Genomic DNA, 24,423 nt, shown 5'->3' with positions numbered 1-24,423 from the left:
GACGGTAAGGGACAGTGAACATGCCTGGCGAGAACCCGACAGCAGCTGGTGCGGCCACCGGTTTCAACGGCGGCCGCGGACAGGAAGACCAATACGATTTCACCGACGTCGCACCGTTCGCGGCCCTTCCGGGCGCAACCCCGGCGGCGCAGGCGTCGCAGGCTGCACCGGTGACGCACCACGCGGTGCCGCAGCAGCCAGCTGACCCGCAGCCGGCGGGCCAGCACCCACGCACCCCGCAGAACCCGCCGCTAGCCGGCCACGGGGAGCACCGCGCCGATTACGGCGCAGACCAGCGTTCCGGCTACCGCCAGGATCCGGTGCCGTCGTCCTACGGCCAGGGACAGTACGGGCAGCCGCACGAGCAGCGGGGGCAGCACGCGGACCGCGGAGAGCGGGTGCGCAGTACCCCGGAGCCGAGGCAGACCCCGCCTGTGCGCGGCCAGGCGGCAGGCAACCCGTACGGTGAGCCGCAGAAAGCGAAGAAGCGCGAGCAAATGGCACGCCGTGAGGGCATAGATGTCCGCCGTGCGGACGCCGCAGGGGAGAAGAAACCAGGCAAAGGCAGCTTGGCAATGCTGATCGCGATCTCTGTCGTGCTGCTGATCATCCTCGTGATGATCCTTCTCATTCTCACGAACGTGCTGCCGTTCCCGAGCTTCTAGGACGGCAAACGCGAGCACGACGAGCGCGACTACGACAAGGAGGCGCAATGGCGGACAAGCAGAACTCGATCAACTACTTCGGCCTGGAGGACTGGTGGGAGCGCACCCTGACCCCCGAGGAGCGCACGCTCCTCGACCGCGCTTACGGGGAAAAGAAATCGCGTCCGAAGCAAGGCCCCGCGCAGCTGCAGCGCGACCGTTACATGGATGTCGCCTTCCTGTCCGACTTGTTCATCCTCGTCAACAAGGAAAGCGGGCTGCAGGCGAAGATCGTCGATAAGCTCATGGAGCGCTATGGGCGGCTCCCTGCCCCGAACGACCTCGTCGACGACGCGCTCGTCGAGCTGCACCACACGCAGATCCGGCTGATGAACTACTTCTACGGGCAGCGCAACTACTCCTCGCAGGCCTTCGACATGGTACTGCGCATCGCCCAGGACAATATCAACATCGAAGCCCGGGTGATGCGGCTCAAACGCGACCGCATCAAGCGCGCCGCCGAGCGCACAGCCCGGACGATCGAGGACAAGGCGCTCGAAGCACAGAGGAAAGGCGATGTGCGGCGGGCGGCGGAGCTCCACCTCGAGGCGCGGAAGAAGCGCGTCGAGGGCATGCACCAGAGCTGCGCGTACAGCGAAGAACACCCGTGCTTCCGCCAGCTGGCCATCATCGCGGAGAAGAACAACGACTTCGACCTCGCCCTGCGCATCGCCGTGGACGCGCGCCGCGCCGGCTGGATCGACCGCAACGAGGACTGGACGCGTCGCGTCAACCGCCTGATGTCAAAAATCAGCGAGCGCGACAAGGAACGCCTCGTTGAAGACCCCGGCCCCTTCGACGGGTACCTCGGCGCATTCAGCCTCACGGGCTTCTTCCGCACCGAATTCGCCCCGGAAGAACAAGAACTCATCATCAACGCGCTCACCGACGAAGGCAAAGCCAAGCATCCGCTTATCGACGGCACCGCCAGCCCCGACGGCCACACCGCCCGCACAGTCTTGGTCATGCTGGCGAGGACCGCAGTGACCGTGCTCCCCGAAAACGACCGGCTCAACGCGCATCTGGATGCCATCCAATCCCACCTGGACCGCTACCCAGCGGACGCGGACGGTGACATGTGGGAACGCCACCTCACCATGGGGGAAAGGGCACTCGAATGCCTCGCGGTCGTGCAGAACCGCGCGCGCTCCACGCGCCCGTGGGCCGGAACAGTCGATCCACTCGAGATGTTGGACTGGTACACCCTCAGCGCCATCGAGTTCGAGGAAATCGCCCGCGAGGAATTCAACGATGTCCACCGCGACGCGTCCGGCATCGAGCCGACCCACACCGCCCGCAGCGCCATCCTCTTCCTCGCGGAAGCCATGGGGCTCGACGAAGACGTGGTGTCGATGGCGAAAGAAGGCCTGAAAGCCGGCTGGGCCGGGCCGTGGGAAGCCATCCTCGCACGCCACCAGCAGTAGCGTGGTCAGCGGCGATTTGCATTTGAGCCGCCGAGGGGTGTAATTTTTCTACCGATTCCGCCCCGCACGCCGGGGATGGGAAACCATTGAACTCCACGCGCCCCTCCGGGGTGGCGGAGGTAGTTCATGCAATTACGGTAGGGCCCCGAAAAAGAGCCCCCATTTTTGCATGTTTGACCGCCTCCCAGTCCGCGCCGGAGGAGTGCGAACCCGAACAGAAAGAGTTGGTATGCCAACTATCCAGCAGCTGGTCCGCAAGGGCCGTCACGACAAAAGCAAGAAGGTGGCGACTGCTGCGCTGAAGGGCTCCCCGCAGCGCCGCGGCGTGTGCACCCGCGTGTACACCACCACCCCGAAGAAGCCGAACTCCGCACTCCGCAAGGTCGCCCGTGTTCGCCTGACCTCCGGCATCGAGGTCTCCGCCTACATCCCGGGTGAGGGCCACAACCTGCAGGAGCACTCCATGGTGCTCGTCCGCGGCGGCCGTGTGAAGGACCTTCCGGGTGTCCGCTACAAGATCATCCGCGGCGCACTGGACACCCAGGGCGTCAAGGACCGCAAGCAGGCTCGCTCCCGTTACGGCGCGAAGAAGGGACAGTAAAGAACAATGCGTAAGCAGCAAGCTCCGAAGCGTCCCGTTGTCAAGGACCCGGTTTACGACTCCGAGCTGGTCACCCAGCTGATCAACAAGATCCTCCAGGACGGCAAGAAGTCCACCGCCCAGCGCATCGTCTACGGCGCGCTCGAGATGTGCCGCGAGAAGACCGGCACCGACCCGGTGGGCACCCTGGAGAAGGCACTGGGCAACATCCGCCCGGACCTCGAGGTCCGTTCCCGCCGCGTCGGCGGTGCGACCTACCAGGTCCCGGTCGAGGTCCGCCCGGGCCGCTCCACCACCCTCGCCCTCCGCTGGATGGTGACCTTCACCCGCCAGCGCCGCGAGAACTCCATGACCGAGCGTCTCGCCAACGAGATCCTCGACGCGTCCAATGGTCTCGGCGCATCCGTGAAGCGCCGCGAGGACACCCACAAGATGGCAGAGGCCAACCGCGCCTTCGCCCACTACCGCTGGTAGTTTCCCGCTGCGCTGTACCCGGCGGGGCGCTCCCTTGGTCCCCGCCGGTTCTGGCCCGAGGTTTTCCGGCCTCGTAATGCCAGATCAGCGATAAAGTGGCACAATCGACCAAGGAAAATATCCGCCAAGGCGTCTCAAGTCGCTCCGCTTCCACGGGGATCACGGCTCAGGGCGTCGACGACACATGAGTTGGGGTACACAACGTGGCACAAGAAGTGCTTAAGGATCTGAACAAGGTCCGCAACATCGGCATCATGGCCCACATCGATGCCGGTAAGACGACCACGACCGAGCGCATCCTCTTCTACACGGGTCTGAACCGCAAGGTCGGCGAGACCCACGACGGTGGCGCAACCACCGACTGGATGGAGCAGGAGAAGGAACGCGGCATCACCATTACGTCCGCTGCCGTGACCTGTTTCTGGAACAACAACCAGATCAACATCATCGACACCCCGGGCCACGTGGATTTCACCGTTGAGGTGGAGCGCTCTCTGCGCGTCCTCGACGGCGCTGTCGCCGTCTTCGACGGCAAAGAAGGCGTTGAGCCGCAGTCAGAGCAGGTGTGGCGCCAGGCCGCAAAGTACGACGTTCCGCGTATCTGCTTCGTCAACAAGATGGACAAGCTCGGTGCCGACTTCTACTACACCGTGCAGACCATCATCGACCGCCTTGGCGCGAAGCCGTTGGTCATGCAGCTCCCGATCGGTGCCGAGGATGACTTCGACGGCGTCGTCGATCTGCTGCAGATGAAGGCCATCACCTGGCGCGGCAAGGTCGAAATCGGCGCTGAGCCGACCATCGAGGAGATCCCGGCTGAGCTCCAGGAGAAGGCGGAGGAGTACCGCGAGAAGCTGCTCGAGACCGTCGCTGAGTCCGACGAAGAGCTCATGGAGAAGTACTTCGGTGGCGAAGAGCTGACCATCGACGAGATCAAGGGCGCCATCCGCAAGATGACGGTCGACTCGGAGATCTACCCAGTCTACTGCGGTACCGCATACCGCAACAAGGGCGTCCAGCCGCTTCTCGACGCTGTCGTCGACTTCCTCCCGAGCCCGCTGGACATCGGCGAGGTTCACGGCACCGCCATGGACTCCGACGAGCCCATGACCCGTAAGCCGTCCGTCGAGGAGCCGTTCTCCGCACTGGCGTTCAAGATCGCTGTGCACCCGTTCTTCGGCAAGCTCACCTACGTGCGCGTCTACTCCGGCCAGGCAATTCCGGGCGAGCAGATGCTCAACTCCACTAAGAACAAGAAGGAGCGCGTGGGCAAGCTCTTCCAGATGCACGCGAATAAGGAGAACCCGGTCGAGCACGCCGATGCCGGCAACATCTACGCGTTCATCGGTCTGAAGGAGACCACCACCGGTGACACCCTCTGCAACCCGGACCACCCGATCATCCTAGAGTCCATGGACTTCCCGGATCCGGTGATCCAGGTCGCCATCGAGCCGAAGACTAAGGCCGACCAGGAGAAGCTGGGCGCCGCCATCCAGAAGCTCGCTGAAGAGGATCCGACCTTCACCGTCAAGCTCGACGAAGAGTCTGGCCAGACCGTCATCGGCGGCATGGGCGAGCTCCACCTCGACGTCCTCGTCGACCGCATGAAGCGCGAGTTCAAGGTCGAGGCGAACATCGGTTCCCCGCAGGTGGCATACCGCGAGACCATCCGCAAGAAGGTCGAGTCCCTCGACTACACCCACAAAAAGCAGACCGGTGGTTCCGGCCAGTTCGCGAAGGTCATCGTCACCATCGAGCCGTACGAGCCGGACCCGGAGGCCCTGGAAGAGGGCGAGACCGCAACCTACAAGTTCGAGAACGCCGTCACCGGTGGCCGCGTGCCGAAGGAGTACATCCCGTCCGTCGACGCCGGTATCCAAGACGCCATGCAGTACGGCTACCTCGCCGGCTACCCGCTGGTGAACATCAAGGCCACCCTCGAGGACGGCGCTTACCACGATGTCGACTCCTCGGAGATGGCGTTCAAGCTCGCTGGTTCCCAGGTGCTGAAGGAAGCCGTCGCCAAGGCGAAGCCGGTCCTGCTCGAGCCGATGATGGCCGTCGAGGTCGTCACCCCGGAGGAGTACATGGGTACCGTCAACGGTGACATCAGCTCCCGCCGCGGCCAGGTCTTCGCAATGGAGGACCGCTCCGGCGCCAAGGTCGTCAAGGCGAAGGTCCCGCTGTCCGAGATGTTCGGCTACATCGGCGACCTCCGTTCCTCGACCGCGGGCCGCGCGAACTTCACCATGGTGTTCGACTCCTACGCCGAGGTTCCGAGCAGCATCGCTCAGGAGATCATCGACGAGCGCAACGGCAACGCCTAAAACGCGCTGCCAACGGTGCTCCCCTAGAACCCAGTGCCACTAGGGGAGTGCGGGCGCCGCGGTAGCGGTCGCGCTGAGGGTTCCACCCCAGGAGGTGGAACTTTGAGCCGGCCGTTACCACTAGGTGGGTCCACCAAGAGTGGGTCGCCCGATTGACCGCGAGCGAGGGTTGAAATACTCCCCGCCATGGTTTGAAAAACGGCGTTAACAAATCTAGGATCATGTAACTGGCACATTGTGAAATGGCCATTGTTTCCATGCCCGACGCACCGGTTCGCTACACCTGAATGGTGGACCACGGTGGACCGCGTGCTAGGAAATGAAAGCAAGGCAGAAGTAAACCACGTGGCTGCGAGAGTCGTAGTCACATGCACGTCCAGGAGGACAAACAGTGGCAAAGGAAAAGTTCGAGCGCTCTAAGCCGCACGTGAACATCGGCACCATCGGTCACGTCGACCACGGCAAGACCACCACCACCGCCGCTATCACCAAGGTGCTGGCTGACCAGTACCCGGAGGAGAACAAGGCTTTCGCTTTCGACTCGATCGATAAGGCTCCGGAGGAGCGCGAGCGCGGCATTACCATCAACATCTCCCACGTGGAGTACAACACCCCGAAGCGCCACTACGCTCACGTTGACGCCCCGGGCCACGCCGACTACATCAAGAACATGATTACCGGTGCTGCTCAGATGGACGGCGCGATCCTCGTGGTTGCTGCTACCGACGGCCCGATGCCGCAGACCCGCGAGCACGTGCTGCTCGCCCGTCAGGTCGGCGTTCCGTACATCCTCGTTGCACTGAACAAGTGCGACATGGTCGACGACGAAGAGATCATCGAGCTCGTCGAGATGGAGATCCGCGAGCTGCTCGCAGAGCAGGACTACGACGAGGAAGCTCCGATCGTCCACATCTCCGCTCTCAAGGCTCTCGAGGGCGAGGAAAAGTGGGTCCAGTCCGTCGTGGACCTCATGCAGGCTTGCGACGATTCCATCCCGGATCCGGAGCGCGAGACCGACAAGCCGTTCCTGATGCCGGTCGAGGACATCTTCACCATTTCCGGCCGCGGTACCGTTGTTACCGGCCGTGTTGAGCGTGGTGTCCTGAACCTCAACGACGAGGTCGAGATCATCGGTATCCGCGAGAAGTCCCAGAAGACCACCGTCACCTCCATCGAGATGTTCAACAAGCTTCTCGACACCGCTGAGGCCGGCGACAACGCTGCTCTGCTGCTCCGTGGTCTCAAGCGCGAGGATGTCGAGCGTGGTCAGGTCGTCATCGCACCGGGCGCTTACACCCCGCACACCAAGTTCGAGGGTTCCGTCTATGTCCTGTCCAAGGACGAGGGCGGCCGCCACACCCCGTTCTTCGACAACTACCGTCCGCAGTTCTACTTCCGCACCACCGACGTGACCGGTGTTGTGAAGCTGCCGGAGGGCACCGAGATGGTCATGCCGGGCGACAACGTCGACATGTCCGTCGAGCTCATCCAGCCGGTCGCCATGGACGAGGGCCTGCGCTTCGCTATCCGCGAGGGCTCCCGCACCGTCGGCGCTGGCCGCGTCACCAAGATCCTGGACTAGTCACTAGCTAGGTTCTAGAGAAGCCGCATCCCTTTAAGGGGGTGCGGCTTTTTGCTTGCTTATCGACGTCTCGTGCTCTCTCTTTTCCCGCCCGTTGAGACTTTGTGGGCGCTGCGGTTTTTCCGTGTCAGCGGGGATTCTGGGCAGCGTGTTGGTGTTGGCCTTGTGGATAAGTTGTGTTTGTCCACAGGTTTGAGCCGGTGGGGTGTCGGGGATGCTTTTGTGGGTTTAGCGTTTGGGGCATGAACGATTTCGACGCATTCATCACGACGTTGGCTGACCCTTTGACCATTTTGGCGGGTTTTGACCGTCAGGCAGCGACGCGTGCCGGAATCAAGCCCGCTACCGTCACCGAGTGGAATACCCTCCACCGGATTTATTTCGGGCCTTCCCGGTTCAGGAGGAAGCAACGTCAAGCTGTGGCGATCGCCCGGGATACGAAGAAGACTTTTGACCAGCTGGCGCTGATCGAGCACCGGATGAGGAAGATCTCTGACCCGGCTGAGAAGTGGGCGCTTCGTGTGGCCCTGTTGTCGGTGCGGGGTAACTACGAGACGTTGAAGCGTCAGGCACGCCGGATTGTTCCGGATCGTGACGATCGGCCTGCCCCTGCTGCCACGGTCCGGTTTACCGGGTCACGCAAGAATATGCGCACCTGCACTATCACAGGTGATGAGCGCACTATGGCTGCTCTTGAGTATGCGTTGCGCCGTGGTGTTGCACCGGATCGTGCGGCGGGCCCGCAGATGTATGAGGCATTCGTCGATGTGATCGCTGCCAACGGTGACGGCAACAGCAGCAGTGGTGGTGTGGGGGTGTCTGTGGCGCGGCCGATGGTGCTGATTGCTTTGCCTGACTACACCAAGATCCTCGCTGGTGAGGGTGATGACGTTGTGTTGGGGTTGAGCAATGGCACCACGATGACAGGGGCGCAGTATCTCAACGAGGTCCACGGTGCGCAACTTGGTGTCGGTTTGTTTGCCCCGGAGGCTGGTGCGGTCAACCTGTACCGGGAGCAGCGTTTGGCTAATGCCAAGCAGAGGGATTTGGCCCGTTTGATGCTTACGACGTGTCCGGTGCCGGGGTGCCGGCATGCGGCGGATAATTGCGAGGTTCACCATGTCACTGCGTGGTCGCAGGGTGGGGAGACGAATATGGCGAATTTGAGTGTTTTGTGCCGGTATCACAACCGCACCAACGATGATGACCCGAAGCACAGGCACCGGGGGCGAATAGAGATCAGGGCGGCGACCCCGACGTGGGTGTCCCCGGGCGGGGCGGCAGTGAAAAACGACCGGCACCCCTACGGGGCAATGCACCAACTCTTCGGGGCATAAGCAACATCCCGGCGCTGCCCGGCTGAGGACACGAACCCGACTGATGGGACGTGACCGACTACTGGCGCATGCCTGAATGCTGGCACATAGCCACCTACTCGTCGGCTGATACGGCGATCCCGCACAAACACCCCGCGGGACCGCCCACTGCAGCACGCCCGAAAACGGGAGGCGCACGGTGACAGCAGTGCTACGGGGATGCGTAAACTCGCTGGGGTGGAAGACCCGACTCGTATTCCCCGGATTCTCGACCGGTTGCGCCAGACATGGGAGGGCCAACCGGATGTGCCGCTGGCGACGCTGTTCGGAATCCTCGCTAACCGCGGCGCGGGCTGGGGAACGGTGGACGAAGAACTAGAGGAACTGCTCGTCGCCGAGGCTCAAGCGCACCCGGCAGAACTTCCACGAACCGAATCCGGGCTAGTCGAGTCCAGCTTTCTGGTTGAGACCACCTCGCCGCACCACCGCGTGACCCTCACGGAGGGCGGCGATGTCGTGGTGCGCGCAATGGGGGACCGAGAGAGGCAACCCAGTGTGTGGTCGTACAGCACTGTGCGGCCGACGGGGCCGGGACGGATGCTCGTTGTCGCCGACAGTGAAGGTATGGAGCACCGGCTCGGAGTGATCACACTGATTTCCCGGCTGGACGACGCCGCCCACCACAGCGGAGGCGGCGCGGGCCCCGAAAGCGTGGAGCGCGAGGACATAGGCAACAACGTCTGGCTGGCCGTCCTCGAGGGTGGAACGCGGGTGCTGATCACGCAGCGCTTGCACATCTGGCAGGTGGAGGGTCGCACCGTGAAAAAGACAACGCACGCCTGGAACCAGGTCGTGCGTTGCCGTGTCGGCGAGAACTTCGTCTACGTGCCGTCGGGTGGGGGAGATGGGGTGCTGGGGGTCGTCGATAAGCTTCTGCTCGTGGAAACTTAAGCGGCGACCTTGTCCAGGTGCAGCTTGAACACGGTGTCGATGTCCATCGTGTCCACCGCGTCGCGGAAGTCCGCGTCCATCTGCTCGACGTAAGCCACGACGGTCTCCAGCGGGAAATCCGGGTTGGCCGTGACCGTGAACGTCGCTGTGGGGCGGTCGCCGACGATCGCGACGGACGGCTTAGCGGAATTCACGATCTCCGTCTGCTCCGCGTGGGCGCACGCCGCCTGCGCGATGCGGGCCACGTTGATGCGGGTTTCACCCAGCTCGGGCTGCTCGGGCTCGATGAAGCGGTTGTTGAAGCTGCGGTTGCGGATATTCGGCATGATGATCCACAAGCCGAGGATCAGCGCACCGATCAACGTGCCCACAAGGGCGCCGGTGTACCAGTTCATTCCCGGCACGTCGGTCAGTAGCGAGCGGTTGATGCCCCGCACGTACTCGGAGACGTACGGGATGTCCCAGTACAGCGCCGCGGGGATCAGCCCCCCGACGAGCAGGAGCAGCCCCAGCAGGAAGATGATCAGCCGGTCGAAGAATGCGAGTGTGCGTGTCATGCCAGCTCCTCAGCTTGGGTCGGACGGTGGACGTTGACGCGGACTTTCGGCGTGCGGGTGAGTCGCTGCATTTCGCCGTTGAGCACCTCGGTGAGGCGCTGGTCGATGCCCGGTGAGCCGTCGTCTTCGACGTTCACGGTGAGCTTCTTGCGGGTTGCGCGCGACGCGATATTCGCTCGTCCCAGCTCCGAGCGCGCGGACGCGGTGGCCTTGCGTGCAATGTCGACGGGCCGCATCCAGATGGAGGAGGCGGAGTTGACCTGCACGTAGCGGCGCGGCCGCGGCTTGAGCGCGGCGATGACCAGCCAGAGGCCGACCAGCGCGACTACGATGCCGATCGCGACACCAGCCGGGTTGACGGCGGCGGTGCCCAGCCAGTCGAGCACGGGGCGCACCCACGAGTTCTCCGGGTCGTTCTCCTGGTAGCGGTACCACAGATCGCGGCCGATGATGCCGGACAGGGCGAGCAGCAGAAGCCCGAGGAGGACGGTCAGCCACCTCACCGACGGGGTGCCTTTGGGCTCAGCGCCGGAGCGCGGGCCGGTGAATTCCTGTGTTTCTTTAGCCACGGTCCTGCGCCTCCTTGATCGTGACCGGGTCGAGCGGACGCTGCGCCGGAATGTGCGGTGTGACGACGTCCAGCTTCGGAACGCTGATCGCGCGGAGCGGTTCGGGCATTGGCTTGACGACGTCCACATGCCGCGGCCTGCGCACCTCAATCTGCGTCAGCGGACGGCGTGCCGGCAGTGAGACCTGCTCGAGGCGTGCGGGCCGCGACACCTCGATGAGCCGCAAGGGCTGCTGGGCGGGGACCTCCACTGGGATGCGCGGAGCGAAGCGGTTCAGGCCGATTTTCTTCAGCGGTGCGGGCACCGGCGGTGCGATGTGGCGGACTGCGGTCGGATTCTCGATGCCGACGGCACGCAGCGGTGCCTGCTCCGGCACACCGGGCGCGGACGGGCGGATCGGCTCGGGGGCATCCACGCGGCGCACCCGGAGCGGGGCTGGGAGTTCCACCGGCCGCGGGTGCGGCGGCAGAGGAGCGGTGGCGTGCCGGACGGCCACTGGCTCCGGCGTTTCGACGGAAGCGATGCGGTTGTACGTCGAGTCATCCACAGCGATCTCGGCGAGACGGATCGGGGGCTTCACGGACGGGGAGACAACGCGCGACTGCGCGACGCGGATCGCCGCCGGGGCGATGCCGGACGGGTGGTGCAGGAGCTCGTCGCGGGTGACGCGGGTGCCCGTGTCCGCGGACTCGGCGTCCACAACGACAATATTGACCTTCTGCACCGTGAGACCCGTCAGCGTTTCCACGTGGGACCCCACGGTCTGGCGCACCTCGTCGGTGATCGCGCCGACCGGGGCCGGATACGAGCTGACGAGCTCCACGTCGAAGATCACGGAGCCGGCCGGACGGTCGATCTGCGCGCTGACGCGCGGGAAGCTCCGGCCCGCCAAACCGGCGAGCTTCGCGTCGATCTCGCGCACGCCCGGGACGGACAGCACCGCGACCTCGGCGACGCGCTCGACGGCCTTTTCGCTAATGCGGTACGAGGCTGGATCCATTACCCACGACCCCGCCCAGAGGTTGTGCTGACCAGCTCAGCCAGGTCGATGCGGCCCTCCAGCTGCGCGCCGACGACGCCGCCGATGGCGCCGAACAGCAGCGTGAAGAAGAACCCGAGCCAGCCTCCGAAGATCAGGGCGAACGCCAGCACGACACCGATGACGGCACCGAGGACGGTCTTGTTAGAGAACATGTTCATGTGAATTCCACATTTCTTGAGCGTTGATGATGACGCGGTTCATTGCACGGATCATTGCGTGGCTAATCACGCAGCCGATCACGCGGCGTCATCGAATACGACGTCGATGCGCGGATCAGCGTCCGTGTCCGCGAAAGCGGGCAGGGAGGTCACCGCGGTGCGGACATCTGCCACGATCGCGGGGATCTGGCGGCGGGAGGACAGGTCGTAGGTGAGGTGGAGGGCGAGGTGGGGGACGGTGACGTCGATAAGCTCAATGCCCTCGATCAGTGCGCCGTCGACCCGCAAAAACGCCCGCCCCATTCGACCGCCGGACACTCCCGCCACACCGTCGACTGACAGCGCCGCACCGCAGATCGCTTCCGCGGCATCACGGGTGACGGAGAATGCGGCCATTCTTACTGGTCCAGAGCCTGCTGGTTGGACTTCTCGGAACGGGCCTGCTCCGTCTCAGCAGCGTCCTCCGGCAGGTTCACGTCGTGGACGGTGACGTCGACGCGGTCGACGATCAGGCCGGTCATGCGGGTGATCGCGATGGTGATGTTCTCGCGGATCGCGTTCGCCAGCTCGTGGATGGCGACACCGTACTCGGCGATGACAGCGACGGCGACGCTCGCGTGGCCGTTCTCCACAGCGACGTTGACGCCTTGCTGGACGTTGGTGGAGGACGTCAGGGACTCGCGCACAGCACCCCACATGCGGGCGGCGCCGCCACCCAGGTTGTGCACACCGGACACCTCGCGCGCGGCAATGCCGGCGATTTTGCCCACCACATTGTCGTCGATGACTGTGGTGCCGTGCTCGGTCTCCAGGACCTCGTTGCGCGACTGGTTCTGCGCTTCGACGGTGGTGGAGCCGTCGTTGCCCGGGGTGGTGTTGGTCTGGTCAGCCTTCTTGTCAGCCATGGCAATCCTTTCGCTGGAAGATTTCTGGTTTTAGCGAGTGCAGTGGATCCGCCGGTAAAACCGACCGGCGTAACAAAAACCCATCTTATGTGGAAAAACCCGGCCGGGCCATGAACGGCGACAATCGACACCATTTCGATACAATAAGATGTCCTCCAAGAAGACGTCCTCCAAGGCAGTTTGCCTTTTCGCCGACCTGTGTGTTTGAATACTCGGGTTGCTTTAACACGGCGCATCAGCGCTGTTGGTAAGGCGAACATGACACCTTTGCACGATAGGCTTCATGCTTATCGACGAAGGACCCGCGATCGGGCACAGGCCACCAGAAGAGTCGGCACTCTCGAGACCGGGGACCGGAGAAGGGGCATGGCAAATAAACAGCGGCAGTACGTAAGGGCCACGTAGGTGTGATCGTCGATAGGCGGTTGCCCCACATGACCCCTTCCGAGCCTGACGATGGGGACTCGTTCCCAGCGGAAGCACTGACAAACGCGTTGTTTATTCGCGTGCGCACCTTCCGCCGATTGTCATGGCGGTCATTCGTTTGAACAGACACTGGCGTTGGTGCCGGCCCACAAACCGGACAACGTTATAGAGAAACAGCAAGCTAACCAACCCACCTCTTTTCGTCGGACAACCTTGAAAAGGGAATTAACGACAAAACGTGGGAAGCGAGGAAGAGGTTAACGTGGCGGGACAGAAGATCCGCATTCGGCTCAAGGCCTACGACCACGAAGCGATCGACGCATCCGCGAAGAAGATCGTTGAGACGGTCACCCGCACGGGTGCCCGCGTCGTTGGACCGGTGCCGTTGCCCACTGAAAAGAACGTGTACGCCGTTATTCGTTCTCCCCACAAGTACAAGGACTCGCGCGAGCACTTCGAGATGCGCACCCACAAGCGCCTCATCGACATCCTCGACCCGACGCCGAAGACGGTTGATGCCCTCATGCGCATCGACCTCCCCGCGAGCGTTGACGTGAACATCCAGTAGGGAGAACCAGACATATGACTAACGAGATCAAGGGCATTCTGGGCCGCAAGCTCGGTATGACCCAGATCTTCGACGAGGAGAACCGGGTCATTCCGGTCACCGTCGTCGAGGCTGGGCCGTGCGTTGTCACCCAGATCCGCACTGAAGAGACCGATGGCTATTCCGCCATCCAGATCGCCTACGGCGAAATTGACCCCCGTAAGGCAAAGAAGCCGCAGGCGGGCCACTACAAGAAGGCCGGCCAGAACCCGCGCCGCCACGTGGCAGAGATCCGCATGGACGACACCTCTGCTTACGAGCTCGGCCAGGAAGTGACCGTCAACATCTTCGAGGGCGATACCGTCGTCGACGTTGCCGGCACTACCAAGGGCAAGGGCTACGCAGGCGCCATGAAACGCCACGGCTTCGCAGGCCAGGGTGCCGCTCACGGTAACCAGGCTTCGCACCGCCGCGTCGGCTCCATCGGTGGCTGCGCCACCCCGGGCCGCGTGTTCAAAGGCACCCGCATGGCTGGCCGCATGGGCGGCAACCGTGTGACCACCCAGAACCTCAAGATTCAAAGGATCGACGGCGACTCGAACCTGCTCCTGATCAAGGGCGCCATCCCTGGTGCCAAGGGCAGCCTGGTCACCGTCAAGACCGCAGTGAAGGGCGGTGCTCACGCATGACACTGACACTCGATGTCCACACCGCTGATGGAGCCACCAAGGGTTCCGTCGAACTCCCGGCCGAGTTCTTCGACCGCGAGGCATCCGTGCCGCTGATGCATCAGGTTGTCATCGCGCAGCTCGCTGCTAAGCGCCAGGGCACCCACGCCACGAAGACTCGTGGCATGGTCGCCGGCGGCGGCAAGAAGCCGTTCCGCCAGAAGGGCACCGGTCGCGCCCGCCAGGGCTCGATCCGTGCGCCGCACTTCACCGGCGGCGGCACCGTCCACGGTCCGCAGCCGCGCTCCTACGCCCAGCGCACCCCGAAGAAGATGATCAAGGCAGCTCTCGCCGGCGCCCTGACCAACCGCGCCCAGAACGACCGCATCCACGTGGTCGAGGAGCTCGTTCCTGGCCAGACCCCGTCGACGAAGTCCGCACGCGCTTTCATCGAGCGCCTCACCGACCGCAAGTCGGTGCTGCTGGTCATCGGCCGCGAGGACGCCAACTCCCGTCTTTCCGCACGGAACCTGCCGGGCGTGACAATCCTCGAGCCGGGTCAGCTGAACGCGTACGACGTGCTCAACGCAGACGATGTCGTCTTCTCTGTCGAGGCTCTGCACGACTTCGTCAACCGCGCTGACGCCGCCGTGGCCGCAGCCGCAGAAAGCGAGGAGAACTAATGGCTAAGACCGCTAACTCGCGCGACATCATCATCGCCCCGGTCGTCTCCGAGAAGACCTACGCGCTGATGGAGCAGAACACCTATACGTTCTACGTCAACCCGAACGCGAACAAGACCCAGATCAAGATTGCCGTGGAGGATATCTTCGGCGTGAAGGTCGCATCCGTGAACACCGCCAACCGCGAGGGCAAGCGCAAGCGTTCCCGCACCGGCTGGGGCAAGCGGAAGGACACCAAGCGCGCCTACGTCACCCTCCGCGAGGGCAGCGACTCCATCGACATCTTTGGCGGCGCTACTGCCTAAGGGCAGACAGCACCCCCAAAGGTGGCCTGATTGAAAAGGACACACTATGGCTATTCGTAAGTACAAGCCGACAACTCCGGGTCGCCGCTTCAGCTCCGTTTCCGAGTTCGAGGAGATCACTCGCTCGACTCCGGAGAAGTCGCTGGTGCGCCCGCTCCCGAAGAAGGGTGGCCGTAACTCCCACGGCCACATCACCACCCGTCACCGCGGCGGTGGACACAAGCGCCAGTGGCGCGTGATCGACTTCCGCCGCTCCGACAAGGACGGCGTGCCGGCGAAGGTCGCACACATCGAGTACGACCCGAACCGCACCGCCAACATCGCGCTGCTGCACTACGCAGACGGCGAGAAGCGCTACATCATCGCACCGAAGGGCCTGACCCAGGGCACCGTCGTCGAGGCTGGCGCCAACGCCGACATCAAGGTCGGCAACAACCTGCCGCTGCGCAACATCCCGACCGGTACCACCATCCACGCTGTGGAGCTGAAGCCGGGCGCAGGTGCGAAGCTGGCACGTTCCGCCGGCGCGTCCATCCAGCTGCTGGGTAAGGAAGGCAGCTACGCAGTCCTGCGTATGCCGTCCTCCGAGATCCGCCGCGTGGACATCCGCTGCCGCGCGACCGTCGGTGAGGTCGGCAACGCTGACCAGATCAACATCCGTTGGGGCAAGGCCGGCCGTATGCGCTGGAAGGGCTGGAGGCCCACTGTCCGTGGTGTTGTCATGAACCCGGTCGACCACCCGCACGGTGGTGGCGAGGGCAAGACCTCCGGTGGCCGCCACCCGGTTTCCCCGTGGGGCCAGAAGGAAGGTCGCACCCGCAACCCGAACCGTTATTCCAACAACATGATCGTGCGCCGCCGCCGCCCGAACAAGAAGCGCTAAGAGGAGGTAAATTCACATGCCACGCAGCCTGAAGAAAGGCCCGTTCGTCGACGAACACCTCCTCAACAAGGTGGACGCACAGAACGAGGCTGGCACCAAGCAGGTCATCAAGACCTGGTCCCGCCGTTCGACCATTCTCCCCGATTTCATCGGTCACACCTTCGCCGTCCACGACGGCCGCAAGCACGTGCCGGTGTTCATCGACGAGTCCATGGTCGGCCACAAGCTCGGTGAGTTCGCACCGACCAAGACCTTCAAGGGTCACGTCAAGGAAGAGAAGGGGCGTCGATAAGCGATGAGTGAAACGATCACTTCCGCACGCGCAACCGCGAAGTACGTGCGCACTTCCCAGATGAAGGCGAACCGCGTCCTCGACCTCGTCCGCGGCAAGTCCGTGTCCGAGGCCCTGGCGATCCTGAAGTACGCGCCGCAGTCCGTGTCCACCCAGGTGGCCAAGGTCGTCGCGTCCGCAGCAGCGAACGCCGAGAACAACTTCGGTCTTGACCCGCGCACGCTGGTCATCTCCGAGGCATACGCCAACGAAGGCCCGACGATGCGCCGCTACCAGCCGCGCGCCCAGGGCCGCGCCTTCCAGATCCGTAAGCGCACCTGCCACATCACCGTGGTAGTTGAGAGCCAGAAGGAGGCTTAAACAATGGGTCAGAAAATCCACCCGCACGGCCTCCGGCTGGGCATCACTTCCGACTGGAAGTCCCACTGGTACGCCGACAAGTCCTACGCGGACTACGTCGCTGAAGACATCAAGATCCGCGAGTTCCTGACCAAGAACCTGCAGCGCGCCGGCATCGCCGACGTCGTCATCGAGCGCACCCGCGACCGCGTCCGCGTGGACATCCACACAGCACGTCCGGGCATCGTCATCGGCCGCCGCGGTGCTGAGGCTGACCGCATCCGCCGTGAGCTGGAGAAGCTCACCGGCAAGATGGTCGCCCTCAACATCCTCGAGGTCAAGAACGTCGACGCCAACGCCGCACTGGTCGCACAGAACGTGGCTGAGCAGCTTGTCAACCGTGTGGCCTTCCGCCGCGCGATGCGCAAGGCTATCCAGTCCGCCATGCGCCAGCCGCAGGTCAAAGGCATCAAGATTCAGTGCTCCGGCCGTCTCGGCGGTGCCGAGATGTCCCGCGTCGAGCGCTACCACGAAGGCCGTGTCCCGCTCCACACCCTGCGTGCGGAGATCGACTACGGCATTGCAGAGGCAGAGACCACCTTCGGCAACATCGGTGTCAAGGTGTGGATCTACAAGGGCGACGTCGTTGGTGGCGTGCGTGAGTCCGAGCTGAACGCTCCGGGCAACGACCGCCGCGGCCGCGGTGACCGCCGTCCCCGCCGCGGTGGCCAGCGCCGCCAGCGCGCAGAGCAGAAGAAGGAGGGCTAAGACTCATGCTTATCCCTAAGCGCGTCAAGTACCGTCGCCAACACCGTCCGAACCGTACCGGTGTGTCCAAGGGCGGCAACACCATCAACTTCGGTGATTTCGGCCTGCAGGCTCTCGAGCCGGCTTACATCACCAACCGCCAGATCGAGGCAGCTCGTATTGCCATCAACCGCCACGTCAAGCGCGGCGGCAAGGTCTGGATCAACATCTTCCCGGACCGTCCGCTGACCCAGAAGCCGCTCGGCGTGCGTATGGGTTCCGGTAAGGGCCCGGTGGAGAAGTGGGTGGCCAACGTCAAGCCTGGCCGCATCCTGTTCGAAATGTCTTACCCGAACGAGGCTGTCGCTCAGGAAGCTCTGCGCCGCGCTGGCGCTAAGCTCCCGTGCAAGACTCGTATCATCTCGAAGGAGGACCAGTTCTAATGGCTACTGGAACCCCTGCGCACGAGTTCCGCGAGCTCAGCGACGCTGAGCTGAACGACCGCCTGAGCGCCGCCAAGGAAGAGCTGTTCAACCTGCGCTTCCAGCTGGCGACCGGTCAGTTGACCAACAATCGCCGTATCGCGGCGGTCAAGCGCGACATCGCACGTATCTACACCGTGCTGCGTGAGCGCGAGCTCGGCCTGTCCACCGTCCCTGGTGCTGAAGGAGCTAACTAATGTCTGAAGCAACGAATAAGGGCCTGCAGAAGCGCCGCCGCGGCTACGTGGTCTCGGACAAGATGGACAAGACCATCGTTGTCGAGATCGAGGACCGTAAGTCCCACGCGCTGTACGGCAAGATTGTCCGTAACACCAACCGTGTGAAGGCGCACGACGAGGAGAACACCGCCGGCATCGGCGACCTCGTCCGCATTGAGGAGACGCGCCCGCTGTCCAAGGACAAGCACTTCCGTCTCGTCGAGGTCATCGAGAAGGCTCGCTAAGCTAGCACGCTTATCGACGCCTCCACCACGCCCGCCCCCAATCCATCCACTGGATTCGGGGGCGGGCGTTTGCTGTGCCGCATTAAAGTGAGCCGTATGGCGCGCAGAATTCTCCTTGGTGTGGTCGGTGCTCTCGCCTTGCTGCTCGGGGCGTGTGCGGAGCCCGTGAAAGACGAGGTGGCTGCGTTGGCGGGGTGGGCTGAGTCGGATCCGGTGATGCGGGACCTGACGTTCACGCGCGTGGTTGCGGGCGGGTTCGAGTCCTCGGATGTCTCGGTTGGAGGAGAGCTCAACGTCGACAGCGTGCCTGCCTACATTGATGCCCTGGTGGTGCTGCGCGGCAAGGAGAAGGAGGCGACTAAGGGCGCGATCATAGCGTTCACCTCCCACGTCTCCGCGGATATCGGCGGGACGACCTTCAGCTGGGAAGGGCCTTTCCCAGAGGAGGCCTTCGGGGCGGAATCGGCGGAGATGCTGGCTCCCTTCGCCGCGCCGGCTGTGGAGAAAGTCGAGGTGACGGCATCGGGGAGCGACGGGGGATTCGCGGGGAGGGTGTACAGGGAGGCGTCGATAAGCGACGGCGAAGCGCGCGACTTCCGTGACGCGGCGTACCAGCATCTCGGTGCGCACAGACGGAGCTTCACGTTGAGCGGTTTTCCGCCCGCGGGGAGGCTGCTCCTCGACTCGGAATCCGCGACGCATGCTGAGCTGCTCCCTCACATCGACCGTGTCGCTGCGGCGAGCTGGATGCGTCTCGACGCCGTCGACAGCCACGGCCCCAATTCCGTCTGGGATTTCTACACAGAAGAACTTTTCGACGACGCTGGCGTGCGGGCTGTCGTCGAACTGCTCGCCTCGCCTGTCGACGGCCAAACCGCCACCCTCGTCATTCACGGCCCCGACGGCAAACTCGGGACGGCCTACGTCGGGCAGCCCCGTGACGCGCAGCCCGCCGGCGACGAACCGTGGAACGCGCAACTGCAGGAAATCGCAGCTAGTTAGTGCAGGTTGCCGCCAAAGTCCCGCATTGTGGATCAGAAAACGGCGCCGGTGCCGTGCGCGGCGTGCGTTACGCTGGGTGGTGTAACCGCATGATGCCTGCCGATGTGAGGAGACGCACAGCATGAAGAAGAGGATTATCAGCCGTAGCAGCGCAGCCGCCGCAGCCGCCGTCGCAGCGGTGACCGTTGCGGCGCCAGCCGCCCACGCGATCACCCCGCCGCCGCCCGGTACCGAGCTCCCGTACTGGGACGAAGCCCAGTTCACGCAGTGGACGGAGACGCCGGTGGTCCGCCCAGGCGACGAGGCGTTCGGTGACCCGTACGGCCGTGGCCTGAAGGTTCTCGGCCAGGCCGACGCGGACACCGCCGTGTGCTCCTACAACAAGCCGGGGCGCGGTGCCTGCTTCGTCAACGGTGAGCAGGCGGTGGGGATGGGGTATGAGTACTACTCCGTCGATAAGCGGGTGTCTGCGTTCGCCCCCGTGACGCGTCCGGTGCTGGACTTCTACGGCGCGGCGAAGCAGACCCTGTCGTCGCACCGCTACTAGGAGCTGCTAGGAGCCGCTGGCGGCGGCGATGCGCTCGGTGAAGCGACCGTAGTCGTCGCGGACCGCCCCGAGCGGCTCCACCACGGCGGACTGGGAGGCCACGGCGATTTCCTTGCGCAGTGCCGCGCGCGTTCTGCGTTTGACGCTGCCGCCGATCACCCCGCCGAAAACGGCGGTGACCAAACCCAGCACCAGTCCGGTGAGCAACCCCGCCATGATGAGCAGGGTGGGGATGGGCCAGCCTTCCACGTCCGGGACGAGGTCGCCGCCGAGCAGCGGCGTCAGCGCACCAGGTATGAAGGCGACGAGCAGGTACCACAGCACCCCGACGAGTGCGGCGAGCAGCGCCAGCCACTGGACGACGGTGAGTAGCGCCCAACCTTTCGACGGCTCCGCGGGGAGCCGGGTGCGGGCGACAGCGCGGTCAAGTTCGGCGGGCAGGGTTCTGGAGACCTCGTCGGCGCGGTCAGAGACGGCGGAAGCCCATTGCGGCGGGAGGTCGGCGGCGACGGCGGAGGCGTAGTCGCGCACACCTTTGTTCGCGACGGCTTTCGAGGCCGCGGACAGCTCCGGTAGGGAGGAGCGGTGCACGCCCACGGAATCAGCGTCCTCCCGCAACCCCATGCGTTTGAGGGGGTCGGGTCGGAAACGGGTCACCCACGAGGTGAGCAGCCAGCCGGTGCGCTCGTGGAGTCGCTTGCGGTACGCGGCGACCGTCGACTCAGCCACCCGGTCCGCGCCGGCTGCCTGAGCGAGCACGGCATCGAGTTCGCGCTTCGCACGCTTATCGACATCCCCCGTCTTCGCCCCGTCCCCGTATTCCCCGGTCACGGACGCGATGTCGGCTTCGATGCGGGCCGACTGGGCGGTGTGGGCCTTGGCGACGCGGGCGATAGCGCCGCGGAGATCGTCGATACCCGCTGTGGTGTAGGTGGAAGTGGGAATGACGCTGACGTTGGTGAGGCCATCTTCGCGCAATAGCTGCGCGAAGGACTGCGACACCGTCGGAACGTCTGCTTCCCCGAGCAGGTCCGCCTTGTTGAGCACCGCGAGGGTGACCGCGGAGTGGTTTGCGTGGGGGCGGATGAACTGGTCGTGAATCACGCTGTCGGCGTATTTCTCCGGGTCGGACACCCAGACCAGCACGTCGACCTGGCCGGCGAGGCGTTCGGCGATGGTACGGTTGGATGCTTCGACGGAATCGAAGTCCGGGAGGTCCAGCAGGATCAGCGGGCCGGCCCCGGGGGCGAATTCGCCGGCGCGGACCCGGCGGTCCTCCACATCCAGCCAGTCGAGCAGTTCCTCCGAGCCGTCCGGCCCCCAAATCGCGGCCAGCGGCGACGAAGTGGTGGGGCGGCGTGCGGCCGCCTTGCCAAGATCCTCGCCAACGACGGCGTTGAACAAGGACGTCTTCCCGGAGCCCGTGGCGCCGAAGAATCCGACGACGGTGTGCTCCGCCGACAGGGCGCGGCGCTCAGCACCGGCGCGAGCGATCTGCTCCAGGTGTTCGCGCTGGCCGGACGTCAGGTAGGGAGCGCCGATTTCCGCGGCCTCTGCGAGCGCAGTCAGGCGTTCCCCGAGGCTTGCGGTGTTTCCGCGTTTAAACAGAGCCATCGCTACCTCCCCTGAACCCGCCGCGGAGCTGGGCGAACAGGTCGCGCAACGGGCCGCTCGAGGCGCTGGACTCGAGGCTCTGGGTGGCCTGGCTGTTCTGGCTGTTCTGGGCGCTTTGTGCGACGGATGCGGCGGCACCGGACGGGAGCGACGACTGGCGGGTATCGCCGGCCAGCTCCGGGAAGCGCTCGGCGACAGCTGCGCGGGCGTCCTCGGCGGCTGAGGCCAGGTCCTCTGCTGTGGTGCCCTCCAGAAGCGGGTCGGTGACGGGGTAGAAGCGTTCGCGCTCGCTCTGCAGCAGCGCGTGGAGGCGCTCGTTCAAGTCGTTGCGGGCGTCGGCGGCCATGCGGCGCACGGTATCCTCGCCGAACATCGTTTCCAGCAGCTTCTGGCCCAGGACAGCCGAGCCGCCGGCGATGGCGACCTCGCCGCCCGTGATCCCGGCGGTGGAGGCGAAAACGACGAGCATCAGCGCGACCGTGAGCACATTCAAGCCGAAGGACATGGCTCGGGCGCGCTGGCGCTTCGACCCGGCGGTCTCCTGGATGCGCTCCAGAAGGGCGGTCTGCCATTCGCGGACGAGGGCTGCGGCCTTGTCGTCGATATCCGCGCTGGAGCGGGCCAGCGCGGGGTCGGCCGCGGCACGCAGGTCCGGCGCGACGGCACCGATGTGGGACCAGGAGCGCGCGGCAGCGGTGTCGGCTGCATCCACGATGACGGCGTGCAGGCCGCTTTCCAGCTCCGTCTCCACCTCGCGCAGGGGAGCGGGTTCGCCGGTGAAGAAACTGCCCACCCGATCCACTGCCTGGGAGAACCAGCGCTCGAAGCCTCGGGCCACATCGGAGGTGCCCACGACATCCTGCCACCGGTCCATGACCTCGGTGCGCAGGAGCTTGCCGTCGGATGTCGCGTCGATCACGTGGCTGTGGGCGGCGGAGTACTGCTCGCTGATCGCGCTGTCCAGCTGGGAGGCGAAAGCTTCTTGGCGGGAGCGGGCGTCGATAAGCTTCTCGACGCGCGAAAGCGCCCCCGTCGCCGCCCCCGCCACCGTCTTGCCCGCGACGGCGCGGCGCGCGGCGGAATCCTCCGCCAGGCCGGTCAAGTAGGAGCGCAGCTCAGAAACGAGGGTGTCCTGCAGGAATTCCTCGCCGCTGTCGCCGCCCAGGCCGGGGACGAACGGGACGGTGAAAACGGTCGCGCCTGTCAGTCCCGCCTCGTCCATCATGCGGCGGAGGTCATCCGGGACAGTGGCCGCGGAACTGTCGTCGAGACGGTTGAGCACCACCACGACCTCGATGCCGCGGCTGGCGGCGTCATTGAGGAAATTCCACACCAACTGGTCCGCGTAGCGTGCCGGTGTGGTCACGAAGACCCACAAGTCCGCCGCGGCGAGAAGCTGGGAAGCGAGGGCCCGGTTGCGGTCGTCGATCGAATCAAAGTCCGGGGCGTCCAGTAGCGCCAGGCCCTCCGGGACGCTACCGGTGGCCACGATGCGCAACGTGGTGGACTGCTCGTCGCCGGCTCCGTGCGAACGGGCCAGGCCGGGCAGCACCTGCGGGGAGTTGAACCAGTCCGCGTCCGCCGGGTTGGCCACCAGCACCGGCTGTCGCGTCGTCGGGCGGATCACTCCCGGGTTGGACACCCCGCTCGCGCAGCACGGCGTTCACCAATGTGGACTTCCCGGAACCCGTGGAGCCGCCGATCACCGCCAAAAGTGGGGCGTCGAGGTTGGCCAAGCGCGGCAGTACATAGTCGTCGAGCTGGTTGACGATGGAGCGGGCATCACCGGACGCCTCCCCGTCGAGGCGGGTCCCGTCGACAGCGTCGCGCAAAAGACGCACGGCGTCGAGCATGTCGTTATTAGGTGTACTCACCTAAGCCATTTTGGCAGACAGCTCGACGCCGTGCGTTAGCAGTGTGAAAAGGACAATGGCGCCGACCTTCGGCGCCGTGCAAAGGGTGGACGTGGAGGTTTAGTCGCGGTAGTTGGTGCGGGTGCGGTTGAGCCAACCGTAGATGCCGCCCATGATCAGACCGCCGCCGACGAGGTTGCCCAGCCAGACGATCGTCCAGTTGCGCAGGACGTTGCCGATGGTGAAGCCGTCGATGGAGGCCGGGTCGAACATGAAGCCGGCGAGGGTGGTCAGCACGAAGTTCGCGATCGAGTGCTCGTAGCCCATGGCCGCGAACGCCGGAATGATGATGGCCACTGCCCAGATCTTGGCGCTGTGGTCCTTACCGGCCTGGGCGGTCAGGATGAAGCCACAGTTGACGACCATGTTGGCCAGGATGGCCTCGATGAACAGGGTGAAGCTCGGTTTGGCCAGCTTGGCTTCCCACAGGTTGGCCAAGAAGGGGAGGGTTGTCTCGGCGTGTTGACCGGTGGTGGTCAGGGAGATGAGGAACGAGATGATCGCGGCGCCGATGAGGTTGAAGAACGTCACGAACAAGATGACCATGAGCCCACGCGGGATCTTAGTCAGCCTGTGGACGACGCCGTAGGTCATGAACATCATGTTGCCGGTGGCGAGCTCCGCTTGCATGACGACCATCATGTAGAGGGTCACCGCGAAGATCATGGCGAAGGGGTACTTGCCCCAGCCGGGGGCGTAGGACTCGGTCAGGGTGGCGGTCGCTGCGGCGAAGGCAGTCATGATGCCGAGGAGCACGCCAGCCATGATGGCGCGCAGCGCGAAGCGACCGGGTTCGCGTCCGAACAGGTCTAGCTTGTTCTGGATTGATACGGGGGCCTTTTCACTGAAACTCACGCCTCCAAACTAAAGCATTCCGCGAAAGGTGGCGAACCGTGATTCCG

The 24,423-nt window shown here is 64.5% G+C and carries 31 protein-coding genes; 21 read left to right on the top strand and 10 right to left on the bottom strand.

The genetic code is table 11. The features are described from left to right. Positions 1 to 20 precede the first annotated feature (20 nt). The 8 genes from QYR03_RS06670 to QYR03_RS06635 all read left to right on the top strand — a co-directional run bounded on the left by QYR03_RS06670 (position 21) and on the right by QYR03_RS06635 (position 9,379). On the top strand, positions 21 to 665 hold the full coding sequence (locus QYR03_RS06670; RefSeq protein ID WP_301712474.1) for a hypothetical protein: 645 nt from the start codon (positions 21 to 23) through the stop codon (positions 663 to 665). Positions 666 to 712: 47 nt separating this feature from the next. After that, positions 713 to 2,128, top strand: coding sequence for a hypothetical protein (locus QYR03_RS06665; protein WP_301712473.1), 1,416 nt, complete (start codon positions 713 to 715; stop codon positions 2,126 to 2,128). A gap of 229 nt (positions 2,129 to 2,357) precedes the next feature. Next, positions 2,358 to 2,729: a 30S ribosomal protein S12 gene (gene rpsL, locus QYR03_RS06660; protein ID WP_076598032.1), complete on the top strand. Its 372-nt coding sequence runs from the start codon at positions 2,358 to 2,360 to the stop codon at positions 2,727 to 2,729. A 6-nt stretch (positions 2,730 to 2,735) separates the two neighbouring features. Beyond that, complete coding sequence (rpsG, locus tag QYR03_RS06655) at positions 2,736 to 3,203, top strand: 30S ribosomal protein S7 (protein WP_210574927.1); 468 nt, start codon at positions 2,736 to 2,738, stop codon at positions 3,201 to 3,203. A gap of 203 nt (positions 3,204 to 3,406) precedes the next feature. Beyond that, positions 3,407 to 5,530 (top strand): elongation factor G, encoded by a 2,124-nt coding sequence (gene fusA / locus QYR03_RS06650; RefSeq protein WP_301712472.1) that lies wholly within the window; start codon positions 3,407 to 3,409, stop codon positions 5,528 to 5,530. A gap of 391 nt (positions 5,531 to 5,921) precedes the next feature. Further along, entirely contained in the window at positions 5,922 to 7,112 is a 1,191-nt protein-coding gene (gene tuf, locus QYR03_RS06645) for an elongation factor Tu (RefSeq protein WP_259851770.1), read from the top strand. 242 nt (positions 7,113 to 7,354) lie between these two features. Beyond that, positions 7,355 to 8,449, top strand: coding sequence for an HNH endonuclease signature motif containing protein (locus QYR03_RS06640; RefSeq protein WP_301712471.1), 1,095 nt, complete (start codon positions 7,355 to 7,357; stop codon positions 8,447 to 8,449). A 216-nt stretch (positions 8,450 to 8,665) separates the two neighbouring features. Further along, positions 8,666 to 9,379 carry a hypothetical protein gene (locus QYR03_RS06635; protein ID WP_301712470.1) on the top strand — a complete coding sequence of 238 codons (714 nt, stop codon included), beginning with the start codon at positions 8,666 to 8,668 and terminating at the stop codon, positions 9,377 to 9,379. On the opposite strand, the gene QYR03_RS06630 is transcribed toward QYR03_RS06635, so the two are convergent. The 6 genes from QYR03_RS06630 to QYR03_RS06605 form a co-directional block, all read right to left on the bottom strand. Beyond that, positions 9,376 to 9,936 carry a hypothetical protein gene (locus QYR03_RS06630; protein WP_259851942.1) on the bottom strand — a complete coding sequence of 187 codons (561 nt, stop codon included), beginning with the start codon at positions 9,934 to 9,936 and terminating at the stop codon, positions 9,376 to 9,378. The two genes, QYR03_RS06635 and QYR03_RS06630, sit on opposite strands and share 4 nt — an antisense overlap. Next, positions 9,933 to 10,505, bottom strand: a complete 573-nt coding sequence (locus QYR03_RS06625; RefSeq protein ID WP_301712469.1) for a DUF6286 domain-containing protein — start codon at positions 10,503 to 10,505, stop codon at positions 9,933 to 9,935. The genes QYR03_RS06630 and QYR03_RS06625 overlap by 4 nt, the downstream gene beginning before the upstream one ends. After that, on the bottom strand, positions 10,498 to 11,505 hold the full coding sequence (locus QYR03_RS06620) for an Asp23/Gls24 family envelope stress response protein (protein ID WP_301712468.1): 1,008 nt from the start codon (positions 11,503 to 11,505) through the stop codon (positions 10,498 to 10,500). Before QYR03_RS06620 ends, QYR03_RS06625 begins: the two co-directional genes overlap by 8 nt. Then, positions 11,505 to 11,705: a hypothetical protein gene (locus QYR03_RS06615; RefSeq protein WP_301712467.1), complete on the bottom strand. Its 201-nt coding sequence runs from the start codon at positions 11,703 to 11,705 to the stop codon at positions 11,505 to 11,507. Before QYR03_RS06615 ends, QYR03_RS06620 begins: the two co-directional genes overlap by 1 nt. Before the next feature lie 78 nt (positions 11,706 to 11,783). Beyond that, complete coding sequence (locus QYR03_RS06610) at positions 11,784 to 12,101, bottom strand: hypothetical protein (protein ID WP_301712466.1); 318 nt, start codon at positions 12,099 to 12,101, stop codon at positions 11,784 to 11,786. 2 nt (positions 12,102 to 12,103) lie between these two features. Next, entirely contained in the window at positions 12,104 to 12,610 is a 507-nt protein-coding gene (locus QYR03_RS06605; RefSeq protein ID WP_301712465.1) for an Asp23/Gls24 family envelope stress response protein, read from the bottom strand. A gap of 688 nt (positions 12,611 to 13,298) precedes the next feature. Between QYR03_RS06605 and rpsJ the strand changes: the two genes are divergently transcribed. The 13 genes from rpsJ (at position 13,299) to QYR03_RS06540 (ending at position 19,994) form a co-directional block, all read left to right on the top strand. Continuing rightward, entirely contained in the window at positions 13,299 to 13,604 is a 306-nt protein-coding gene (gene rpsJ, locus QYR03_RS06600; protein ID WP_003848085.1) for a 30S ribosomal protein S10, read from the top strand. A 14-nt stretch (positions 13,605 to 13,618) separates the two neighbouring features. Continuing rightward, a complete protein-coding gene (gene rplC, locus QYR03_RS06595; protein WP_259851936.1) occupies positions 13,619 to 14,272 on the top strand; it encodes a 50S ribosomal protein L3 in 654 nt (217 codons plus the stop codon). Continuing rightward, the gene (gene rplD, locus QYR03_RS06590; protein ID WP_259851935.1) at positions 14,269 to 14,934 is read left to right on the top strand and encodes a 50S ribosomal protein L4; all 666 of its coding nucleotides are present in this window, start codon (positions 14,269 to 14,271) and stop codon (positions 14,932 to 14,934) included. The genes rplC and rplD overlap by 4 nt, the downstream gene beginning before the upstream one ends. Next, positions 14,934 to 15,239, top strand: coding sequence for a 50S ribosomal protein L23 (rplW, locus tag QYR03_RS06585; protein ID WP_259851934.1), 306 nt, complete (start codon positions 14,934 to 14,936; stop codon positions 15,237 to 15,239). The genes rplD and rplW overlap by 1 nt, the downstream gene beginning before the upstream one ends. Before the next feature lie 46 nt (positions 15,240 to 15,285). Next, positions 15,286 to 16,122 carry a 50S ribosomal protein L2 gene (rplB, locus tag QYR03_RS06580; RefSeq protein WP_259851933.1) on the top strand — a complete coding sequence of 279 codons (837 nt, stop codon included), beginning with the start codon at positions 15,286 to 15,288 and terminating at the stop codon, positions 16,120 to 16,122. A 16-nt stretch (positions 16,123 to 16,138) separates the two neighbouring features. Next, positions 16,139 to 16,414, top strand: coding sequence for a 30S ribosomal protein S19 (gene rpsS / locus QYR03_RS06575; RefSeq protein ID WP_005286746.1), 276 nt, complete (start codon positions 16,139 to 16,141; stop codon positions 16,412 to 16,414). A gap of 3 nt (positions 16,415 to 16,417) precedes the next feature. Continuing rightward, positions 16,418 to 16,774, top strand: a complete 357-nt coding sequence (gene rplV / locus QYR03_RS06570; RefSeq protein WP_259851932.1) for a 50S ribosomal protein L22 — start codon at positions 16,418 to 16,420, stop codon at positions 16,772 to 16,774. A gap of 3 nt (positions 16,775 to 16,777) precedes the next feature. Beyond that, a complete protein-coding gene (gene rpsC, locus QYR03_RS06565) occupies positions 16,778 to 17,521 on the top strand; it encodes a 30S ribosomal protein S3 (RefSeq protein WP_259851931.1) in 744 nt (247 codons plus the stop codon). Positions 17,522 to 17,526: 5 nt separating this feature from the next. Continuing rightward, entirely contained in the window at positions 17,527 to 17,943 is a 417-nt protein-coding gene (gene rplP / locus QYR03_RS06560; RefSeq protein ID WP_259851930.1) for a 50S ribosomal protein L16, read from the top strand. Continuing rightward, positions 17,943 to 18,179 (top strand): 50S ribosomal protein L29, encoded by a 237-nt coding sequence (gene rpmC, locus QYR03_RS06555; RefSeq protein WP_259851929.1) that lies wholly within the window; start codon positions 17,943 to 17,945, stop codon positions 18,177 to 18,179. The genes rplP and rpmC overlap by 1 nt, the downstream gene beginning before the upstream one ends. Continuing rightward, positions 18,179 to 18,445, top strand: a complete 267-nt coding sequence (rpsQ, locus tag QYR03_RS06550) for a 30S ribosomal protein S17 (protein ID WP_259851928.1) — start codon at positions 18,179 to 18,181, stop codon at positions 18,443 to 18,445. The genes rpmC and rpsQ overlap by 1 nt, the downstream gene beginning before the upstream one ends. A 96-nt stretch (positions 18,446 to 18,541) precedes the next feature. Beyond that, a complete protein-coding gene (locus tag QYR03_RS06545; protein WP_301712464.1) occupies positions 18,542 to 19,447 on the top strand; it encodes a hypothetical protein in 906 nt (301 codons plus the stop codon). 121 nt (positions 19,448 to 19,568) lie between these two features. Continuing rightward, the gene (locus QYR03_RS06540; protein WP_301712463.1) at positions 19,569 to 19,994 is read left to right on the top strand and encodes a hypothetical protein; all 426 of its coding nucleotides are present in this window, start codon (positions 19,569 to 19,571) and stop codon (positions 19,992 to 19,994) included. 6 nt (positions 19,995 to 20,000) lie between these two features. On the opposite strand, the gene QYR03_RS06535 is transcribed toward QYR03_RS06540, so the two are convergent. The 4 genes from QYR03_RS06535 to QYR03_RS06520 all read right to left on the bottom strand — a co-directional run bounded on the left by QYR03_RS06535 (position 20,001) and on the right by QYR03_RS06520 (position 24,376). Next, positions 20,001 to 21,608, bottom strand: coding sequence for a GTPase family protein (locus tag QYR03_RS06535; protein WP_301712462.1), 1,608 nt, complete (start codon positions 21,606 to 21,608; stop codon positions 20,001 to 20,003). Next, positions 21,595 to 23,202 carry an ABC transporter gene (locus QYR03_RS06530; protein WP_301712461.1) on the bottom strand — a complete coding sequence of 536 codons (1,608 nt, stop codon included), beginning with the start codon at positions 23,200 to 23,202 and terminating at the stop codon, positions 21,595 to 21,597. Before QYR03_RS06530 ends, QYR03_RS06535 begins: the two co-directional genes overlap by 14 nt. Further along, positions 23,084 to 23,482 (bottom strand): hypothetical protein, encoded by a 399-nt coding sequence (locus QYR03_RS06525; RefSeq protein ID WP_301712460.1) that lies wholly within the window; start codon positions 23,480 to 23,482, stop codon positions 23,084 to 23,086. The genes QYR03_RS06530 and QYR03_RS06525 overlap by 119 nt, the downstream gene beginning before the upstream one ends. Positions 23,483 to 23,581: 99 nt before the next feature. After that, the gene (locus tag QYR03_RS06520; protein ID WP_301712459.1) at positions 23,582 to 24,376 is read right to left on the bottom strand and encodes a formate/nitrite transporter family protein; all 795 of its coding nucleotides are present in this window, start codon (positions 24,374 to 24,376) and stop codon (positions 23,582 to 23,584) included. Between the last annotated feature and the right edge of the window lie 47 nt (positions 24,377 to 24,423).

It is taken from the genome of Corynebacterium sp. P4-C1 (genome assembly GCF_030503595.1).
Taxonomy (GTDB): domain Bacteria; phylum Actinomycetota; class Actinomycetes; order Mycobacteriales; family Mycobacteriaceae; genus Corynebacterium.
Note: the sequence above shows the minus strand (reverse complement) of the source record. Positions and strands in the feature narration are given on the sequence as shown.

Coding starts and splice junctions, on each gene's coding strand:
- rplP (WP_259851930.1), top strand. CDS start 17,527: ATGCTTATCCCTAAGCGCGTCAAGTACCGTCGCCAACACCGTCCGAAC.
- QYR03_RS06610 (WP_301712466.1), bottom strand. CDS start 12,101: ATGGCCGCATTCTCCGTCACCCGTGATGCCGCGGAAGCGATCTGCGGT.
- QYR03_RS06670 (WP_301712474.1), top strand. CDS start 21: ATGCCTGGCGAGAACCCGACAGCAGCTGGTGCGGCCACCGGTTTCAAC.
- rpsL (WP_076598032.1), top strand. CDS start 2,358: ATGCCAACTATCCAGCAGCTGGTCCGCAAGGGCCGTCACGACAAAAGC.
- QYR03_RS06535 (WP_301712462.1), bottom strand. CDS start 21,608: ATGGCTCTGTTTAAACGCGGAAACACCGCAAGCCTCGGGGAACGCCTG.
- rpsG (WP_210574927.1), top strand. CDS start 2,736: ATGCGTAAGCAGCAAGCTCCGAAGCGTCCCGTTGTCAAGGACCCGGTT.
- rpmC (WP_259851929.1), top strand. CDS start 17,943: ATGGCTACTGGAACCCCTGCGCACGAGTTCCGCGAGCTCAGCGACGCT.
- QYR03_RS06665 (WP_301712473.1), top strand. CDS start 713: ATGGCGGACAAGCAGAACTCGATCAACTACTTCGGCCTGGAGGACTGG.
- rplV (WP_259851932.1), top strand. CDS start 16,418: ATGAGTGAAACGATCACTTCCGCACGCGCAACCGCGAAGTACGTGCGC.
- rplB (WP_259851933.1), top strand. CDS start 15,286: ATGGCTATTCGTAAGTACAAGCCGACAACTCCGGGTCGCCGCTTCAGC.
- rpsC (WP_259851931.1), top strand. CDS start 16,778: ATGGGTCAGAAAATCCACCCGCACGGCCTCCGGCTGGGCATCACTTCC.
- QYR03_RS06640 (WP_301712471.1), top strand. CDS start 7,355: ATGAACGATTTCGACGCATTCATCACGACGTTGGCTGACCCTTTGACC.
- QYR03_RS06630 (WP_259851942.1), bottom strand. CDS start 9,936: ATGACACGCACACTCGCATTCTTCGACCGGCTGATCATCTTCCTGCTG.
- QYR03_RS06545 (WP_301712464.1), top strand. CDS start 18,542: ATGGCGCGCAGAATTCTCCTTGGTGTGGTCGGTGCTCTCGCCTTGCTG.
- rplW (WP_259851934.1), top strand. CDS start 14,934: ATGGCTAAGACCGCTAACTCGCGCGACATCATCATCGCCCCGGTCGTC.
- rplC (WP_259851936.1), top strand. CDS start 13,619: ATGACTAACGAGATCAAGGGCATTCTGGGCCGCAAGCTCGGTATGACC.
- rplD (WP_259851935.1), top strand. CDS start 14,269: ATGACACTGACACTCGATGTCCACACCGCTGATGGAGCCACCAAGGGT.
- QYR03_RS06540 (WP_301712463.1), top strand. CDS start 19,569: ATGAAGAAGAGGATTATCAGCCGTAGCAGCGCAGCCGCCGCAGCCGCC.
- QYR03_RS06605 (WP_301712465.1), bottom strand. CDS start 12,610: ATGGCTGACAAGAAGGCTGACCAGACCAACACCACCCCGGGCAACGAC.
- rpsQ (WP_259851928.1), top strand. CDS start 18,179: ATGTCTGAAGCAACGAATAAGGGCCTGCAGAAGCGCCGCCGCGGCTAC.
- QYR03_RS06620 (WP_301712468.1), bottom strand. CDS start 11,505: ATGGATCCAGCCTCGTACCGCATTAGCGAAAAGGCCGTCGAGCGCGTC.
- rpsS (WP_005286746.1), top strand. CDS start 16,139: ATGCCACGCAGCCTGAAGAAAGGCCCGTTCGTCGACGAACACCTCCTC.
- QYR03_RS06615 (WP_301712467.1), bottom strand. CDS start 11,705: ATGAACATGTTCTCTAACAAGACCGTCCTCGGTGCCGTCATCGGTGTC.